17 protein-coding genes and 1 pseudogene are annotated in these 17981 nt (G+C 45.5%); 6 read left to right on the top strand and 12 right to left on the bottom strand.

The features are described 5' to 3' along the window. The first annotated feature begins 383 nt into the window (after positions 1 to 383). A complete protein-coding gene (locus ACI1P2_RS30925; RefSeq protein ID WP_355327511.1) occupies positions 384 to 2147 on the top strand; it encodes a glycoside hydrolase family 2 protein in 1764 nt (587 codons plus the stop codon). A gap of 144 nt (positions 2148 to 2291) precedes the next feature. Here the strand turns inward: ACI1P2_RS30925 and ACI1P2_RS30930 are convergent, their stop codons facing one another. The 4 genes from ACI1P2_RS30930 to ACI1P2_RS30945 all read right to left on the bottom strand — a co-directional run bounded on the left by ACI1P2_RS30930 (position 2292) and on the right by ACI1P2_RS30945 (position 5494). Beyond that, complete coding sequence (locus ACI1P2_RS30930) at positions 2292 to 2804, bottom strand: hypothetical protein (protein WP_355327514.1); 513 nt, start codon at positions 2802 to 2804, stop codon at positions 2292 to 2294. 189 nt (positions 2805 to 2993) lie between these two features. Continuing rightward, complete coding sequence (locus ACI1P2_RS30935; RefSeq protein ID WP_355327517.1) at positions 2994 to 3458, bottom strand: hypothetical protein; 465 nt, start codon at positions 3456 to 3458, stop codon at positions 2994 to 2996. Between the two features lie 241 nt (positions 3459 to 3699). Further along, complete coding sequence (locus ACI1P2_RS30940; protein WP_355327520.1) at positions 3700 to 4680, bottom strand: hypothetical protein; 981 nt, start codon at positions 4678 to 4680, stop codon at positions 3700 to 3702. Between the two features lie 88 nt (positions 4681 to 4768). Next, positions 4769 to 5494, bottom strand: coding sequence for a hypothetical protein (locus ACI1P2_RS30945; protein ID WP_355327523.1), 726 nt, complete (start codon positions 5492 to 5494; stop codon positions 4769 to 4771). A 220-nt stretch (positions 5495 to 5714) separates the two neighbouring features. Between ACI1P2_RS30945 and ACI1P2_RS30950 the strand changes: the two genes are divergently transcribed. After that, a complete protein-coding gene (locus tag ACI1P2_RS30950; RefSeq protein WP_355327526.1) occupies positions 5715 to 5861 on the top strand; it encodes a hypothetical protein in 147 nt (48 codons plus the stop codon). A 170-nt stretch (positions 5862 to 6031) separates the two neighbouring features. Here the strand turns inward: ACI1P2_RS30950 and ACI1P2_RS30955 are convergent, their stop codons facing one another. Further along, entirely contained in the window at positions 6032 to 6937 is a 906-nt protein-coding gene (locus tag ACI1P2_RS30955) for a LysR family transcriptional regulator (protein ID WP_355327529.1), read from the bottom strand. 143 nt (positions 6938 to 7080) lie between these two features. Here ACI1P2_RS30955 and ACI1P2_RS30960 point away from each other — a divergent pair, with 143 nt between their 5' ends. After that, entirely contained in the window at positions 7081 to 8124 is a 1044-nt protein-coding gene (locus ACI1P2_RS30960) for a 2,3-butanediol dehydrogenase (RefSeq protein ID WP_355327532.1), read from the top strand. A 95-nt stretch (positions 8125 to 8219) separates the two neighbouring features. Here the strand turns inward: ACI1P2_RS30960 and ACI1P2_RS30965 are convergent. The 6 genes and pseudogenes from ACI1P2_RS30965 to ACI1P2_RS30990 all read right to left on the bottom strand — a co-directional run. After that, positions 8220 to 8393: pseudogene (locus ACI1P2_RS30965) on the bottom strand (transposase); the annotation flags it as partial. A gap of 587 nt (positions 8394 to 8980) precedes the next feature. Next, a complete protein-coding gene (locus ACI1P2_RS30970; protein WP_355327534.1) occupies positions 8981 to 9982 on the bottom strand; it encodes a tyrosine-protein phosphatase in 1002 nt (333 codons plus the stop codon). A gap of 100 nt (positions 9983 to 10082) precedes the next feature. Then, the gene (gene phnE, locus ACI1P2_RS30975) at positions 10083 to 10922 is read right to left on the bottom strand and encodes a phosphonate ABC transporter, permease protein PhnE (protein WP_355327538.1); all 840 of its coding nucleotides are present in this window, start codon (positions 10920 to 10922) and stop codon (positions 10083 to 10085) included. Continuing rightward, positions 10919 to 11710: a phosphonate ABC transporter, permease protein PhnE gene (gene phnE, locus ACI1P2_RS30980; RefSeq protein ID WP_355327541.1), complete on the bottom strand. Its 792-nt coding sequence runs from the start codon at positions 11708 to 11710 to the stop codon at positions 10919 to 10921. Before phnE (ACI1P2_RS30980) ends, phnE (ACI1P2_RS30975) begins: the two co-directional genes overlap by 4 nt. Then, positions 11710 to 12477 (bottom strand): phosphonate ABC transporter ATP-binding protein, encoded by a 768-nt coding sequence (phnC, locus tag ACI1P2_RS30985; RefSeq protein WP_355327544.1) that lies wholly within the window; start codon positions 12475 to 12477, stop codon positions 11710 to 11712. Before phnC ends, phnE (ACI1P2_RS30980) begins: the two co-directional genes overlap by 1 nt. A gap of 18 nt (positions 12478 to 12495) precedes the next feature. Beyond that, entirely contained in the window at positions 12496 to 13416 is a 921-nt protein-coding gene (locus tag ACI1P2_RS30990) for a phosphate/phosphite/phosphonate ABC transporter substrate-binding protein (protein WP_355327547.1), read from the bottom strand. Between the two features lie 157 nt (positions 13417 to 13573). Between ACI1P2_RS30990 and ACI1P2_RS30995 the strand changes: the two genes are divergently transcribed. Both ACI1P2_RS30995 and ACI1P2_RS31000 read left to right on the top strand, forming a co-directional pair. Then, complete coding sequence (locus ACI1P2_RS30995) at positions 13574 to 14251, top strand: GntR family transcriptional regulator (RefSeq protein ID WP_355327550.1); 678 nt, start codon at positions 13574 to 13576, stop codon at positions 14249 to 14251. Positions 14252 to 14349: 98 nt separating this feature from the next. After that, positions 14350 to 15420 (top strand): S66 family peptidase, encoded by a 1071-nt coding sequence (locus ACI1P2_RS31000; RefSeq protein ID WP_355327553.1) that lies wholly within the window; start codon positions 14350 to 14352, stop codon positions 15418 to 15420. A 33-nt stretch (positions 15421 to 15453) separates the two neighbouring features. Here ACI1P2_RS31000 and ACI1P2_RS31005 read toward each other — a convergent pair whose 3' ends face one another. Beyond that, complete coding sequence (locus ACI1P2_RS31005; protein WP_408976394.1) at positions 15454 to 16512, bottom strand: glycosyltransferase; 1059 nt, start codon at positions 16510 to 16512, stop codon at positions 15454 to 15456. A 294-nt stretch (positions 16513 to 16806) separates the two neighbouring features. Here ACI1P2_RS31005 and ACI1P2_RS31010 point away from each other — a divergent pair. After that, on the top strand, positions 16807 to 17981 hold a 1175-nt coding region (locus tag ACI1P2_RS31010), incomplete at its 3' end, for an NTTRR-F1 domain (protein WP_355327558.1).

The raw sequence follows: 17981 nt of genomic DNA on the forward strand, positions 1-17981 counted from the left end.
ATTCCAGCGAGTGCTTCTTGGGCTACTTTATAACGAACTTCTTTAAACGCATTATTTCGTTGTCTCATCTTGTGCTCCCCCCCTAAATAAATAGTACCTTATTTCCCTAGATACTCTCCAATCCAATTAGGGGGCTTAATAGGTTAGCGGGCTCCATAGCCTTTATTTAGCATTTAAACGAATGTTTTAGCCCATTTTCGGGTAAATAAGATCTCTACAGTCCGTTAGGACATTGAATTCCGCGTTTTGGGGCAAATAAGAGCGCTCCGGTCCGTTAGAGGAAAAAGACGAAGCTTCTTCGTTCCCGCGTCTAGTCGTCAATCACCGATGTTCGTTTGTTCCATTATTTATTAATAAATTTTACATGAAAAGAGGAGATAGCAATGAGTACTCATCCAAGACCGGAATATCCGCGTCCGCAATTCGCACGACAAGAGTGGTTAAATCTGAATGGGGAATGGGAGTTTGGGTTTGATGATGAGCGGCGGGGAGACCGTGAGCGGTGGTATGAGCCGGAAAACAGTACAGCTTTTGATAAAAAAATTCAGGTTCCCTTCGCCTTTCAAAGCAAGCTGAGCGGGATCGGCGATCCGGATTTTCACGACCTGGTATGGTACCGCAAGAAGCTGACGTTGCCTGTAGAATGGAAATCCAAGCGCATCCTGCTGCATTTTGGCGCCGTAGATTATTCTGCTTCGGTATGGGTGAACGGCCGCTGGGCCGTGTCCCATGAAGGGGGGCATACTCCTTTTGAAGCCGACATCACGGATTTGCTTATAGACGGGGAGAATACGATTGTAGTACGGGCCGAGGATTTCAGCCGGGATGTGACGCTGCCGCGGGGCAAGCAGTACTGGAAACAGGATTCGGCAAGCATCTTTTATACACGCACCACAGGCATCTGGCAGACCGTCTGGCTTGAGCCAGTGGACGAAGCCCGCCTGAACAGAGTGAAATTTACGCCGGACATCGACCGCAATGACATCCAAATCCGTATGTTTCATACAGCAGCAGCCGCGGAGCGCAAGGTGAGGGTTCGTATGAACATTTCCTTCGCAGGCGAGACCGTATCAGAGGAGGAATTCACGGTTCGTCATCTGGAAGAGGTGCGTACCGTCGGCCTGCATGATTTCAATGATCACGGGCTGGGCCGTTGGTGGACCCCGGAGAAGCCGAATTTGTACGATATCACCTTTGAACTGCTGGACGGGGAGGAAGTGACCGACACCGTGACTTCCTACTTCGGCATGCGCAAGGTTACGATTGAAAACGGGCAGCTTCATCTCAACAATCGTCCTTATTTCCTTAGATTGGTGCTGGATCAAGGGTACTTCCCGGATGGAATCTTGACGCCGCCCTCCGATGAAGCACTCCTGCGCGATATAGAGTTGACACAGGAGATGGGCTTCAATGGCGTGCGCAAGCATCAGAAAACAGAGGACCCGCGCTTCCTGTACTGGTGCGACCGGAAAGGGCTGCTTGTCTGGGGAGAGGCAGCGAATGCCTATAATTACTCGGAAGAGTATGTTCGCAAATTTACGAAGGAATGGCAGGAAATCATCGAGCGTGACTATAACCATCCTTCCATTATCGTCTGGGTTCCGCTCAACGAAAGCTGGGGCATTCCCAATGCGCAGGTCGACGAGCGGCAGCAGCAGCACGGGCTGACAATGTATTATTTGACCAAGTCGCTTGATACGACCCGGCCTGTCATTTACAACGACGGCTGGGAAATGATGAAGACGGATATCGTGGCGATCCATGATTACGAATGGAGAGAAGAAGTGCTGACAGAGCGCTATGCTACGGCAGAGAGCTCGGTAAGCGGCCTGCCAGGCAGAAGGCGCATCTTTGTGGGCGGAGCCGGATATGAAGGGCAGCCGATCATGATTACGGAGTTTGGCGGCATTGCCTATAAGAAAAGCGACTGGGAAGGCTGGGGATATTCCGGCGCAAAGAACGACGAGGATTATCTGCAACGGCTGCAGGCCGTGATCCGGCCTATGTACGTATCTTCTGTGATAGAGGGTTTCTGCTATACGCAGCTGACAGATGTGGAGCAGGAAATCAACGGTCTGCTGACCTATGACCGGGTACCAAAGGTGCCGCTGGCTGATATTCGTAAAATCGTTTGTAATGAGGAGTAATAAAATGATTTTAGATCAACCCAATATGGCGTTGTGTTTCTAATGTACTTACCTGAGTTAAATAGCAGAACAGCCATCATTGGCTGCTTCAGCCTGTTGAGGGTTTTTCAACAGGCTGAAGTCCAGTATATACTGGACATATATTTAACTTATAATTGAATCAATAACTCGCATATAAATCAGTATATATTCCTTATTTTCCCAATTAATCACAGCATCTTGAACTCCTGCATTTTCTAATTTATCTTTTAGTTTGTTAAGTTCTTCAATTTCCTCGTTTTTTGCAGTGTTATTTACCTGTAACCTGTCTATTATATCGGGATATGGAGCCATAAAATATCCAAGCTCACCTAACTTGGTGCTTAATGAAGAATAAACACCACCAGTAAAAAAGACATAATTATTACCCATTCTTGATACTGTAGATAACAGCACCATTTCATTTTTTAGCTCTTGTAGCGTTAGAGGTGATTGTGACCACTCTGATCGATTTAATATGGATAACATGTTCAATAAGTGTTCGTGGGTCATATTGACATGTAATTCAACGGCTTGCTTTCCTATAGTATATTGTCTAATCAAGATACTACCGAATATAACGTTGATTACAACAGAAATAATTAGCACTCTTTTTACCCATGATTTTTGATTATTCATAAATAAATCACTGCCCCTGCATCATCTGCCTGAATTTTTCGTAAGAAAAATAGATTATTACCATAATCGAACTAATTAAGAGTGCTTGTAAATTGTTTAATGGAGTATAGTACGCAAAAATGAAAGGGAAAAGAATCGCAATAATTGCTATAAGTACTTTGTATCTTCTCAACGTAATTCCTCCTTCAATTAAAAAAGAACAGGTGGAGTTTTGCCAGCTAATCTATCTTGCAGCATCAATCCTATCATAGTTGCAAATAAATCAGAATCTTCATCTTTTATTAAAGCAAAACCTCCATAATTGTTCATATAATTTCTTAACTCTCTTGTAATATCCTCCATATTTTTTTCATCGAGCTTTATTAGGCCTAATCCAAGGTTAGTATCAATGCTTATAATGAAAAAAGTACTTAACAGATTCTCATAGTTATCTTTTACATAAAAATAATTATTTACTTTTGTTTTGTTAATTTCTTTTGAGATTTTATTATTTATCTTTTCATCAGGTTGAATAACTCCGCTTTGAACCAAGTCACTATAAAAATAGAAATGAGTATAATGATCATTTAATTGCTCTGTGTTTAACAGTTCTATCAATTCTTTTTGAAATTCTGCTAATTTATCTACTTGTATCTCTAAATTATAGAACTTCATTGTTTTAAAAAAATAATATTTCTGATCAATGGAGATATCGTCTACATTTAGATTGTCTGGTGTAAGTTCAACAAGCTCTTTTCCTAATATATTTATATTATTTTCATTATCAGATAATTGAATATAGGAATAAACATGTCGCCAATTTATATTTGGAGGGACTGATTTAACATTACCTATAAGTTCTTTAAATAGTGTTGTTAAGATTTCATCTTTCTTCGTAGAAGAAGCATCAAGCGAGTTATATATATATTCCGAAATAAGTAAATTCGGTTGGTAAAATCTCTTTTACAAGTTCCCTATAGCCACCTGATAAAACTTGGCAATTTCTCATTCTCACTTCTATTATCTCTTGTTTATTGTTAAGCTCATTTTTATCTAACATATTGAAAAGCTCTAATAGGTATAGCAGTTGCATATTACTCATGTCACTAATCAGTATTGATTTACTTTCTAGTTTAGTAATAAGTTGAACCTTCAGTTTTTCAATTTCACTTGTATTTCTCAATAAAGAAACTAACTGGAAGATTTCCCAAAAATCATTTTTTTCTTTATTAAGTAGTACTTTTAATCTTCCGCTGATTTTACTTTCAATACCTTCTCTTAAAGGGATTACGTCGTCCTCTGTCAAAATACTCAAAGGATAGAGGACTCTCAGTATTTTAGTGTCATTACTATTTTGAATATCATTTGATATTTTTGATAATGTTTGGTCGAGTTCAATCCTCTGCTGCTCAGAAATTAATGCATTTACATTCGACAAAAAGTAAATATCATTGATAATAATAGCATCTAGATTTTTATAAGTTTTTAAAGTTTCTATTTTCGAATCTATTTTATTTCTGAGAAAATTGTCCAGGTTATCTGGAGAACTATCAAGCAGCACAGACGCTTTATATAAATATGCTAATTCCTGAAGATCGCTGTCGGAATAGTTGTAATTTTTCAAATAATTTTTGTTGGCATCTAAAAATGAGTCTTCACGTATATCTAATATTTCTTTAATCCTCAATAAATAAAAGGTTTCATATATATTAGGATTAAATTTTATATTGTCATGAAAATCCCCATAATATCCATTTTCTTTTTGGTTTAATGATAATAATAGTTCAGTATTAAAAGCCCAGTTATTATTATCTTTATTGATCTTGTTCTCAGTAAATGTTTGGCTACACCCGACCATTAAGAACATAAGAAGATAGATTAAAATATGTTTCCACAAACTTCCCTACTCCTCCCTATACTAAATCTTTAAAAATAGGATAAGTATCGTCTTATGACGATACTTATCCTATTTAATATAATTTCAATTAATAACCAGGATCGTAGTATGTAATCTGAGCTGAAGTGCTGTCAGTTGCGGAACCACTAGTTTTAATCAATGCTGAAGAAGACGCGAATACTGCTTTAATTGTACTTCCTGAACTAAATGCATCGAATAGATTTCGTGCAGCAATAGCATTAGAACCAGAAGCAGTTACAGTACTACTACCAGAAGTAGCACCTGAGAAGCTTATCCCACTCAGACTTCCCGAAATAGCTATACCGTTTGCTGAAAAAGTTAATGTATTCTTTAATGAATAGGCTTTTTCCGGATTTTCACCATACCAATCTGAACGACTTTCGCCACTCCAATCGAATCCTGAATTCACATCATCTAAAGTAACTTCAATACTTGCTACATGATCAGGTTCATGGGAACTTCTATTAGAGTTATAGTCGTGGGCTCCTTTAGAAGCGAACCAGTGGTCCTTGTTTAACGCTTGCGTAGAAAACCCACCATTACTTTCAGTTTTCGCCAACTGTTCTTCTATCAATGCTTTCGACTTCTCCAAATTTTCCAACTTCTCTGGGTCAGTTATTGTTTGAATTTTTTGATTAACATATTCAAGTTGATCTTCTAACTGGCTTTTGTCGATCTCAACGATAAACCCTTTTTCTTTGACACTGGCCTCCTCAGCGTTAACATAGTTAACACTTCCAACAAGTAAAGGTAATACCAAGAAAGATGATGTTAGAGCTTGTTTTAATTTCAAATCATACTCCTCCGTTTCCTTTTCTAGATTTTTTATTACAAAACAAACTATATAACATTATAAAACACAAAACAAGGATTTTATGGCATTTTATTTGAAGAATTTGGAGGGTGTATTTCGTAATCATAGTATAAAATTGGGTAGAAAGGCCTAATAAATCTGTCCATGCATCAACCCGGCCTGTTATTTACAACGACGGCTGCAGGCCGTAATCCGGCCTATGTACGTATCTCCTGTGATAGAGGGTTTCTGCTATACGCAGCTGACAGATGTGGAGCAGGAAATCAACGGCCTGCTGACCTATGACCGGGTACCAAAGGTGCCGCTGGCTGATATTCGTAAAATCGTTTGTAATGAGGAGCGCTAAGGTGATTTAAGATTAATCCAATACGGTACATGTGATTCTAATGTATTTCCCATAGTTAAAAAGCAGAGCAGTCATTTATTTGGAAAACGACGGTTTTCTGTTGGGAGAGGGCATGGCATCGGTTTGTCCGAAAAAGTGAAGGTATAGCAGGGAGCTTTGTGTTCACATGATTACAGATGATCCAGCTCAATGGCCTGTCTGAAACGCTGGGCGAATCGCTCTGCGGCAGTGGCAACCTCTTTGGATTCCGTCTGCACGAAGCCGATTTGCATTTTAGGCTGTTCGATCTCAGCAATATCGACCATTTTGACCAAACCTTCTTTCCACAGCGCATGCTGGTGAAAGGAGAAGTCGTGGCCGATCGTAGCCGCGATATTGTTTTTTAACACTGTGCTGATGGCTTCCGAATTATTGGTTTTGAACAGGATGGGCAGAGGTCCGTAATCATAAGTGAACTCCTGAAGGAAATCTTCGATGAAGCCATCCCGATACAGGGCGAGTTTATGTTCTTTCAACTGGTCAGGCGTAACGCGCGACTGTTTGGCCAATTCGGACAGATGATGGGTGCATACGACGAGCTTGCCTGAATACATGGGTGTGAAATGCAGACCGTCGAATTCCCGCAACTGTTTGGTGTAGATCGCGATAAAGCCCAGATGGGTTTTGTTGTTGCGTATATCCTCAATGATCTCCATCGACCCTTTCTCTTCAATGGCAATGTTTAGCTGCGGATGCTCTCGCTTCATATCGGCAGCAGACTGGACGAGATAGGGCATGACGCTGGGGAAAGTAGCCACATGAAGCTCTCCGGTCAGGCAGGACGATTCCGCGTTTAGCAATTTCAATTCATCGATTCGTTGCAAAATGTCTAACGCCTTGGCAATAAACTGCTTGCCTTCAGGTGTAGGGTGGGTACCTTGCCTGGAACGTTCAAACAGGATTAACCCCAGTTCCTTTTCCAGTCGATGGACGGATTGGCTAATCGCGGATTGCGTGACATGAAGATGCTCCGAGGCGGCGGAGAACGATTGAGTTTTGGCGATTTCGACGACATATTCAAGCTGTTCCAGATTCATGATTTCATCTCCGTTTAGCATTAATACAACTAATGTTAACATTAATATCTATAAATATGAATAATACGTGAGCAGAGATATAATGAATAGACAAGCATGACATTCTTTATTATTAGACAACGTAGACAAAGGGGATGAACGTGATGAAAGCAGCAGTTTGGTATGGTCATAAAGACGTTCGTGTGGAAAATCGTGAGGTTCCGGTTGCTAAGGCGGGTCAGGTTAAGATCAAAGTGGAGTACGCTGGCATCTGCGGCAGCGATTTGCACGCCTATCATCATGGTGTAGGGATTCAGGAAGGCGAGAATCATCCGCTCTCGGGACAGAAAGCACCGTTGACGCTCGGGCACGAGTTTGCAGGAACCGTCAGTGAATTGGGAGAAGATGTAAGCGATATCAATGTAGGCGCTCGGGTCGTGGTGGAGCCGTTGTACCATTGCGGAAAGTGTGAGTACTGTATCCAGGGACGGTATAACCAATGTACTCAATTCGGATTCGTGGGACTGAATGGTGATGGCGGTTTTGCCGAGTTTGTTGTAGTAGAAGCCTATATGGTGCATCCGTTACCGGATAACGTATCTTTCGAGGAAGGTGCGCTTGTAGAACCGACAGCGGTGGCCTTTCACGCAGTTCGCCACAGCAAGCTGAAAGTGGGGAACAAGGTAGCCGTATACGGAGCGGGTCCAATCGGTTTGTTGACCATATTGTCGGCCAAAGCTGCAGGCGCTTCTGAAATCTATGCCGTTGATGTATTTGAGGAACGCCTGAATCTGGCAGCCCAATTGGGAGCTATTCCGGTGAACAGTGCCAAAGTAAATGCAACCGAAGTTATCCTGCAGCAATCGGGAGGAATTGACGTAGCTTATGAAGCAGCTGGAGTGCAGCTAACGATGGACAGTGCTGTAGCCGTAGTCAAAAAAGGCGGGGAAGTCGTGGTCATCGCTGCGATTCCGAACCCGCTTCAAGTGAACTTCTTCGATCTGCTGGCCAAGGAAGCGAATCTGACCGCGACACTGGCGTATCGCCACATTTTCCCTGAAGTGATTTCACTGATTGCAGAAGGAGCAATCGATGTGAAGCAGGTCATCACCAAAAAGATCAAATTGGACAATATCGTACAGGACGGCCTGGAGCTCTTGATGAGCAATAAGAGCCATGCGAAGATTTTGGTGGAGGTCGGCGGCTAAGGGTTTCAAAGGAAGGATGATGCCCCCCCAACGCAAAAGACCGCTCTGGTGAGCAATGTCATTAAGATAAGCTCAATAGACAAAACAAAGTAAAGTTTCTTTGCATGAAAATGCGTCAGACCCACGGTATACTTTAATGCCCGGAATGAGGTTTCGATGCCCCATCGCATGTTGTAAAGGGATTTAATTTCATCCGGCGGGAAATCAGCGGCAGAAAGATGTAAGAATCGTTTCATGCCCAAAATCAAAGGTTGACGTGGAAGGAACAAACTTCTACTTCTCTGGCTGAGCCTTGATTTCTTTGGTTTGTTTTTTGGTGAGTGTCAGATGAACGTCCAACCGCTTCAAAGGGTAGTTTCTCCTTTCAAGTGGAATCTTTTCCAGGTTTTTTGACATAAGGTGCTGGTCTGGCTGACATTTCTTTGATGAGAGATGTCAGTGTTTTTTTTAATGAGTTCGCATAATCATCCATTGACGGAACCTCCATTCTTTCTTAAGAGGCTTCGCCAACTATTTCCATCTACCCGCTGAATTCCGTTTCTCTTTTTGAATATCTTTTTATAAGTATTCGAACTACTTATGCTAAACTGAATAGAAATCCATGGTTTAGGAGGCATTGATGAGAAAAAGACATTACCTTTTGATGTATCTGGGCTTGTTTATATCGATGATCGGTTATGTATTATATATCTATAATCATCCTTTTGGGAGAACTTTATTGTGGGTTAGTGGTTAGTGCTTTTGTTACTTCAATAGGTTTACTTATTGTTATTATTCAAAAATTTAGATTCAAGAATAAAAAAATAAGGTGAAAGCCCCAGGGCTTCCTGACAGGAGTCCCAAGGGCTGAATGATATTATACGAGGTATTTATTTTGCAATGCCGCAACTTCTTCCGCTGTAATGCCAAGTCCATCATGAAGATACCGGTCAAAGGAGCCGTAAACCTCATCGACAGCTTCCAGCGAGGCCTGAATAAAGGCTGCTTTCATCATCTCGGGGATTTCGTCGCCAAGATCGGGCATAATCCCGATGTACTTGTCTCTATCATTTAAGAAGCGCTGCATCAACCCGCCCACAGCCAGGTTGGTAAGCTCATAATCCTCAATGACAACGTCCCGCGGCACACCAAGAGTTAAGAGAATAATGGCGCAGACCACTCCGGTCCGGTCTTTGCCTGCCGCACAATGGAATAACGCAGCATCACGCCTTTCAACTAACAACTCGCGCAATATTAAAGCACATTTCTCCGTATTCATAATCATGGCTTTGTAGCCTGCATTCAAATCAAATCCCGTTATTTGCTGCATCTCTTCAGGATTGGCTTCAGCCATAAACGGAATGTTGGTATTGACCGCTTTGCCGATGGGTGGAGAAGGACGATGGGCGACTTCAAAATCGCTGCGCAAATCACAGATCCAATCAATCCCCAGCGCTTCTATCGCCTGTATATCCCGCTGGCTCAGCTCATGAAGGTCGGCCGAGCGGAGCAGCGCTCCCCAGCGCACTGTACGCCCATCCCGGGTTGTGTAACCTCCCATGTCGCGAAAGTTGATGACACCATCGGTGTAGATCATTCGATCCGTTACGGTGGACACCGAGCCATCCGTGAATTTGGCATGATAATAATTGCGTCCATGAGATAACGGTCTCGTAAAAGACACGCCAACCGGCTGAGTTTGGGTATCCAGAAGCGTACTCAGGCCCTCGTCAAATTCAGGTTGAACGGAATGATAGATCACTGCAGCTTCGACCTCTGCTTCAGTGTTCCAGTAGAGGGTAATTTGGTCATTTTCGCTATACTTGGCCTGTACCAAGGGACCTTGTTGTAATACGGGCTGTGAAGGTTGAGTTGACATGGATAGCACTCCTATGAGTAAATTTGCAAATCTCAAGAAAAACTCTCGCTTAGAGCGGTCTGGCCGCTTTGAAATTACGTTGATTCACGCTTTCTTGCCGTTAATGCTGCCGTAATTTCAGCTTCATTTTGTACCTATTGGATACATATTCCACACTGAACACCATGATGAAAATCACAAGACCCACAAACAGGGCTTGTGAAAAGTTATAGGTCTTCATCGCATGAGTTAATTCAAATCCGATTCCGCCTGCTCCCACTGCGCCAAGAATAGTGGATTCTCCCAAATCCCCCTCAAACCGCAGCACACACCAGGCGATAAAGGCGGTCTTCACTGTCGGCAACACACCCTGCATGACAACTTGCAGCCAGGTAGCACCCGTTGCCCGCATGGCTTCGAGCACGCCCTTGTCGATTTCTTCGAGGGATTGGGCAAATACTTTAATGAGCATTCCTGCAGCAGAGACGGTAATCGCCAAAACGCCGGGAAGAGGACCAAGACCGACAGATACGATAAAAATAAGCGCCCATACGACTGTAGGGATTGCACGCAGCAGAGAAGCGATGCTTTGAATGATCCAGGCCATGGCCGGATGTGGCGTCAGATTGCTTGCGGCAAGAAATGAAAGAAAAAAGGCGATGACGATCCCCAGAACCGTTCCCAGAATGGCGACCTGCAGGGATTCGACGGCTGCCAGCAGCACATGACGCCATTCAGTAAAGTCCGGAGGCAGCATAACCCTGATAATACCTCCGAGCTTTACAAAGCCTTGTGTTATTCGCGAATAATCGAACTGAAGCTGTATAAGGCTGAACACAAACAGTACAGCGGTAAGCGGCAAACCGATCACAAGCAGCTTGCTTCGTTTGGGCTTGGGAGGCTCTGCTTTCCCTGCATGCATGGTAAAGGATGGGCTGGCATCGTTGATTTGCATACTCATATGATCCGCTCCCTCACACGATTGGTGATCATTTCAACCAGCAGGACAATGACGAGCACAAGCAGCACTGCCATGCTAGCTTCCTGGTATTGAAATAGCTTTAAGCTGGATTGCAGCATAAAACCTATGCCCCCGCCACCTACCATACCAACAATGGTTGATGCCCTTACGTTAATTTCAAAGCCATACAGGCTCCATCCGATAAACCCGGGCAGAAACTGAGGCAGGACGGCTTGAGTCAGGACTTGAAAATAACTGCCTCCGGCGGCGCGGACAGCTTCAACCTGTCCCATATCGATCTCCTCCAACACCTCGGCATAGGAACGGGTCAGCATCCCGACCGAAATGAGAATGAGGGACATCGTTCCGACAATCGTCCCCAGACCGAAGGCTGCCACCAGTAAAATGGTCCAGATGACGACAGGAATGTTGCGGAAGAGGGAGGTCACGCCTCTCATGAATACTTGAATAAACGGATGCGGAGTTGTCGTGGCGGCGGCCAGAAATGAAAGCAAGCCTGCCACAACCGATCCGATGACCGTGGCAACCACGCTCATATACAGGGTCTGCATCGCCGGTTCAAGCAGCTTGGGCAACACTGAAAAGTCAGGCGGGAGAAAGTCCGTAAAGATAAAGCGGAGGCTGTCGCCCGTGCCCGTAAATAACGCCCCAAGGGAAAACTCCGAACCAATGGATGACCAGACGATGAGAACACAGAAAACGATTAGAAAAAGAAGCGTCTGAGCGCGTTTCATTTTCCGTGCAGATTGCATTTGTGCCGTGCTCATTAGGCGGTCTCCTTCTCCTGTGAGCTGGTTTGATGGTAGATAAGCCTGATCATATCATCGGTGAGCTCTGCGGGAGTCCCGTCAAACACCTTGCTGCCTTTATGAATCCCGATAATGCGGGTGGCATATTTCTTGGCGATCTCAACCTGATGAAGGTTGCACAGGCAGGCGATTCCTTCTTCTTTGCAAATCGTATACAGGTAGTGCATGATCGTCTCTGATGATGCCGGATCAAGGCTGGCTATAGGCTCGTCCGCAAGGATCAGATCCGGCCGCTGGCATAGAGCTCTGGCGATGCCAACCCGCTGCTGCTGCCCTCCGCTCAGCTCATCGCCCCGCTTATACATTTGCTCGAATAAACCTACCCGCTGCAGCATGCTTTTAGCCGCTTCCGTATCCGCTTTGGAGTAAAGGCCGAGCGCTCCTTTGAGCGAGCTCATGTAACCAAGACGCCCATGGAGCACATTGGTGAGTACAGACACGCGGGTGACCAGATTATAGCCCTGAAAAATCATCCCCATCTGACGGCGCATTTCGCGGAGCTTTTGGCCTTTAATGCCCATCGTCTCTACGCCTTTAAAACGGATATGCCCCTTTGAAGGCTCGACCATCCGGTTCAGGCTGCGCAGGAGTGTGCTTTTGCCGGCTCCGCTTGGCCCGATGACAACGACAAATTCGCCGGAATGGACCTGCAAATTCAAGTTATCCAGGGCCACGGTTCCGTCCGGATACACTTTGGACAAACCTTCTACTTGCAGCAGTGTCATGGATACATCCTCCTTTAGTTACTTCAGCAGTTCCTCAGGCGACATCTTGAGATCCTTCGCTACCTGGCGGATTGGATCATAGTCACTGTCACTGCCCTCTACGAAATGAGAGCCGCCCAGGCTTTTCAGAAAGTCGGGATTTTGGGTGTGATAGTTCAGCAGAAATTCGCGCAGCTTCGTGACCAGCTCTTCAGGCAGGTCCTGTCGGTACAGCATCGGCGCGCCGCTGACGATGGGGTCTGATTCGGCAATGACGCGGAAATCTTCCTTTTTCACAAGGCCCGATTCCGCCATCATGGGCAGCATAAGGCTGGCTGTTCCGATCGCATCCGCATTTTTGTTGGCAAGCGCAAGCAGCGACTTGTCATGTCCGCCGGAGAAAGCAACACTTCCGAAAAATGAATCCAATTCATCATTCGACAATCCCAGCTCTTTCATCAGTGTTGCACGGGGATACAGGTTGCCTGTTGTGGAAGCAGGGTCGACAAACAGAAAGTCCTTTCCTTTCAAATCCGCCACACTTTGATATGGAGAATCTGCACGGACAAGGATTACCGTGTTCGCCTGCTGATCGCTTTCCGTTCTGGCGAGCAGCTTCGCTCCCGCGCGTTCTGTGGCAATGATATACCCGAACGGTCCAATCAATCCGATTTCGATCTTCCCTGTACGCAGCGCTTCAATAATCATGTTATAGTCCTCAGCTACAAAAATTTCGGCAGGAATGCCGGTTGCTTCCGTAACATCTTTGGCAAACTGCTCCTGTGAACGGTTCATTTCACCTTCCTCACTCGGCATCATTCCAATGCGGATGACTTCGGGTGTCCCACCTGCACCAGCTCCTGTGCTTGCAGCGGATCCACATCCTGACAGAACGATAAGCATGAGCACGAGAGAGAGGAGCAAGGTGTGACGCCCTTTTTTTGTACTGCCATTCAACATGCGGCTTCCTCCTAATAATGAAGTCTTTAGTGTTGCATACAAGTAGGATACAAGTTGAATGTAAGATAAATATGCTGATAAATTGTTGTTTTTGTTAAATTTGCGGAGTGGTTGCAAGCTTTGGCGGGTGGCTGTTAAGATGGGGTAAAAAGTGAATGTGAGCAGGAAAGGAATTGTATACATGGAGAAAAAATCGCTGGTCGATACAGCTTACCTGCTGCTGCGTGAACGAATGGTGCGCGGGGAGTTGATGCCTGGCACACTGCTGTCGGAAAATGAGCTGGCAGAGCAGTATCAGATGAGCCGGACCCCGATTCGTCATGCCATCTCCCGTCTGGAGTCTGAAGGATATGTAACTTCGCTCAAGAACAGAGGGGTTCTCGTTAAAGAGATGAACGGAAAGATTTTTCTTGATCTGAACGAACAGATCCAGTCGATGCTGTTTTACTGCTTCGAGGTGATGAAGGACCCGGATCGGGAAACGTATCTTAATTTTGCATCCTTGTCCGCCCATGTAGAGGCGCAGAAAACAGCGGAAGCTGAGGATGACTATCTTCGATATGTGGAACATCATTTTTTATTTATGCGCGAGGTTATACAGGCACTGGGAAACGAGGTCATGCTGACTACCTTTGATTCATATAAGGATAAGCTGTGCATGTACTCCATGGTTCGTTTCAAGTTGACTCCGCATATTAAACATTACAGTGCGATTGGAGTCAATGGGGATATCCTTTCAGCTCTGGAGCGGAAAGACTACCATGCAGCACAGGAGGTTGTCCTGACGATTACTCGTTTCTCTAAAGAGAGAATGCTTGCTTTTGGACAGTTCTAAATTGAGGCGGGAAGGGTAGAGATCACGAATACATTCGGCATCAGGCTTGAGTGGGCAATCGTGGTCTTTTCTATTCAATCATGGCAGGAGGTAAATTTATGATTAAACCGAAAAAAATTATGCATGGTTCAAAAATCGCAGTCATATCTCCATCGAGCGGATTGCCTTACTTGTTCCCTGATATTTACGAGCTGGGCTTGAAAAATCTGCAAGAGGTTCTTGGTTTTGACATTGTGGAGATGCCAACTGCAAGAATGTCCCCGGAAGATTTATATAAAAACCCGCAGTTGCGTGCGGAAGATATGAATCGGTGTTTTCAGGACGATAAAATAGACGGCATCATCACTTCAATCGGGGGATATGAGTCCATTCGCATTTTGCCCTATTTGGATACGGAGATGATCATTAACCATCCCAAATTCATCATGGGTTTTTCCGATGCGACCACCTTTTTAGCCTATCTGAACCAACTGGGAATGGTTACATTTTACGGGCCTTCCGTGATGGCAGGCATCGCCCAGATCGGGAACCTTCCTGTTGAATATACACAGCATTTAAAATCGATCTTATTCCCTGGCGAATTTCCGTATTCATATACTCCTTTCCCCCAATGGACAAACGGATATAAAGACTGGAGCAATCTTGAAACACTTGGGGAGTGCCAAGAATTCTATGAAAATGAACAAGGGTGGACTTTCCTGCAGGGAGAGACTGTTGAACAAGGTCTGTTATGGGGCGGATGTATCGAAGTATTGGAATTCATGAAAGCAACCGCATATTGGCCTGACCCATCATTCTGGCAGGATAAGGTTTTATTTTTCGAGACGTCAGAAGAAAAGCCTTCTCCCGGCCAGGTCGGGTATATGCTTCGCAATTACGGGATGCAGGGAATATTTACGAAAATAAAGGGTGTCATTTTTGGCAGAGCGAAGGATTACACGGAGGAAGAGAAACAGCAGCTGAATGAAATGATTGTGAGTGTGATTAAAGAGGAATTCGGAGTGGATAAAGTCCCCATTGTCGTTGACTTTGATTTCGGACATACGGATCCCAAATTCATCCTGCCACTGGGCGGGAGAATAGAGCTTCGGCCTGGCGCCAATGAAATTAACCTGCTGGACAGCCCGTTTGAAGAAACCAAAACATCGCAAGCCCTGTACGCACTGTGATGCAGACAAGGCTTGCGTTTTTTTCTTGTCTCATTATACTTCTTTTTCCTCAAACAGCTTTCTATTATGAATGACACTGAAGTGATCGGGTCTGTAGGCGGCGGCTTTTTCGTTGCATTCCTTAGCTTTGCTGAGGTTGCCCAAGTTCCAATGACAAACGCACAACTGCAGGTACGGATACCATGTCGTTAAGGACATATGTGAAAAACCGGGCAGATCCTTACCTTCGAATTCGAGTGCCTGTTCGTACCAGTAGATCGCGGCTTCGTATTTCCTGCTGGTAAGAAAATGGTCTCCGATCGTGCAGCAGCTGTCCGGACGGGGCCGGTCATAGGTGAAAGAACGAAGGCAGCTAAGCAGGGATTCTTCCTTCCTGCCAAGCACCGAATAACAGTCAGCCATAAACTGACAGGCTCTGATTTCATCCTCGACCCAGCCTTGGCCTGTTTCCAAAAACTTCTCATAGTATTCAAGGGCTTTCTCTGCTTGTCCGTGCTCCCTTAATTCATTGGCATAATAAAATAAATCACGTGGTGTCATCTGTCGTCCTTCGGCAATGAGCCGCTCGTATATACGCAGATTTCGATCGGATTTAGGCAATGCTTTGCTGCTGTGTTTACGGTGGGATACGGCAATGTCGGTGGTCAAAATGTTACCGCCTACCTGCAAATATTCGTGAACTGCCCCATGCCACTTAAAATAGCATTCTCGTTTGACAATACGGTGTCTGCGAAAACGGAATGTAACGTTGCCATTCAGATCGAATCCGGTGTTGTAAAACATGGATATGGCGTCTACCGAATAATCCAAGGTGGCTTTTAATTTCCTCAGCTTTCCACGGTCCTCTTCCATCAAAACATCATCTGCATCCAGCCAAAGAATATATGCCTGGGTTGCTTGTTGGAACGCAAAATTGCGTGCATCAGCAAAATGGTCCGTCCAGGTATAGTCAAAAATGCGGGCGTTAAAGCGTTTAGCAATATCTTTGGTACGGTCCGTAGACCCCGTATCCACAATAATAATTTCATCGACCAGATCGGCAACCGAGTTCAAACAGTTCTCCAATACCTCCTCTTCATTCCTCACAATCATACATAGGCTCATAGTCTGCAATGGCTTCTTCCTCCCATTCTCAGATTATATTGATGTATAGTTTCAGTTTCCGAGTATTATATTCGGACTTTTACAGATACGATACAGGCTGAAAGCGGAGAAAGCAGGGATGAATGAAATCTCCGCCGGATACGGCAAACATACATTAGACGCTAATAAAATGGTAAATTGCCGTTCCGGTACGGAACAGCATTAATAGAATAGAGCAAGCTTTACGTTTTAGTCTGAAGAATGTAAAGCTGAGTTTAAGAAATGAGAGTGGTGAGTACATCTTTGTCAATCTTTAATCGAATCGTCAACGGTGGTTTTGAGACCGGGGTTATAACTCCCTGGGTCTCGACCGGAACCGTTACTGTAACCAATGCGTTCAGTCATTCCGGAACTTTCAGTGCACAGTTGACTGGTGTTGCTTCCATCACACAGACTCAGACGGCCACACCAGGGGAAAATTTTGAATTTTTTGTATCATTAGCGGCACCTACCGCAGGTGGAAGCCCGGCTGTCAATTTAAGTGTCGATTATTTGAACTCAGGAGTAGTTGTAGCCAATGCTTTGACAGCAACTATACCAGCGGGGCGTTTACCGGTAGTTGATACGAATAATGCCTGGCTTGAAGTATATTTGACGACTGGAACACCGGTACCGGCCGGAGCGAATGAAGTGCAGGTAACGATCTCTGTTCCTGCAGCCGGCGTTGCAGATGTGCTTGTTGACGATGTGGCTCTTCTGATAGACAGCGGCGTTACAGGCGCGACAGGGGCAACTGGAGCCACAGGCGAAACTGGGGCGACAGGCGCTACGGGGGCCACAGGAGCAACGGGTGAAACTGGAGCAACCGGAGCCACGGGAGCAACGGGCGAAACAGGAGCAACCGGGGCAACAGGCGAAACTGGGGCGACAGGAGCCACAGGGGCCACAGGTGAAACTGGAGCGACAGGGGCAACCGGGGCCACAGGTGAAACTGGAGCGACAGGGGCAACCGGGGCCACAGGTGAAACTGGAGCGACAGGGGCAACCGGGGCCACAGGTGAAACTGGAGCGACAGGGGCAACCGGGGCCACAGGTGAAACTGGAGCGACAGGGGCAACCGGGGCCACAGGTGAAACTGGAGCGACAGGAGCAACCGGAGCAACGGGTGAAACTGGAGCAACCGGAGTCACCGGAGCAACGGGCGAAACTGGAGCAACGGGAGCCACCGGAGCAACGGGTGAAACTGGAGCAACCGGGGCAACAGGCGAAACCGGGGCGACAGGAGCCACAGGGGCAACAGGCGAAACTGGAGCAACAGGCGAAACTGGAGCAACAGGCGAAACTGGAGCAACCGGAGAAACTGGAGCAACCGGAGAAACTGGAGCAACGGGGGCCACGGGCGAAACTGGAGCGACAGGCGCAACTGGAGCAACCGGAGCAACGGGCGAAACTGGAGCAACGGGAGCAACGGGCGAAAC

Source organism: Paenibacillus jiangxiensis (assembly GCF_046098255.1).
Lineage (GTDB): Bacteria > Bacillota > Bacilli > Paenibacillales > Paenibacillaceae > Paenibacillus > Paenibacillus jiagnxiensis.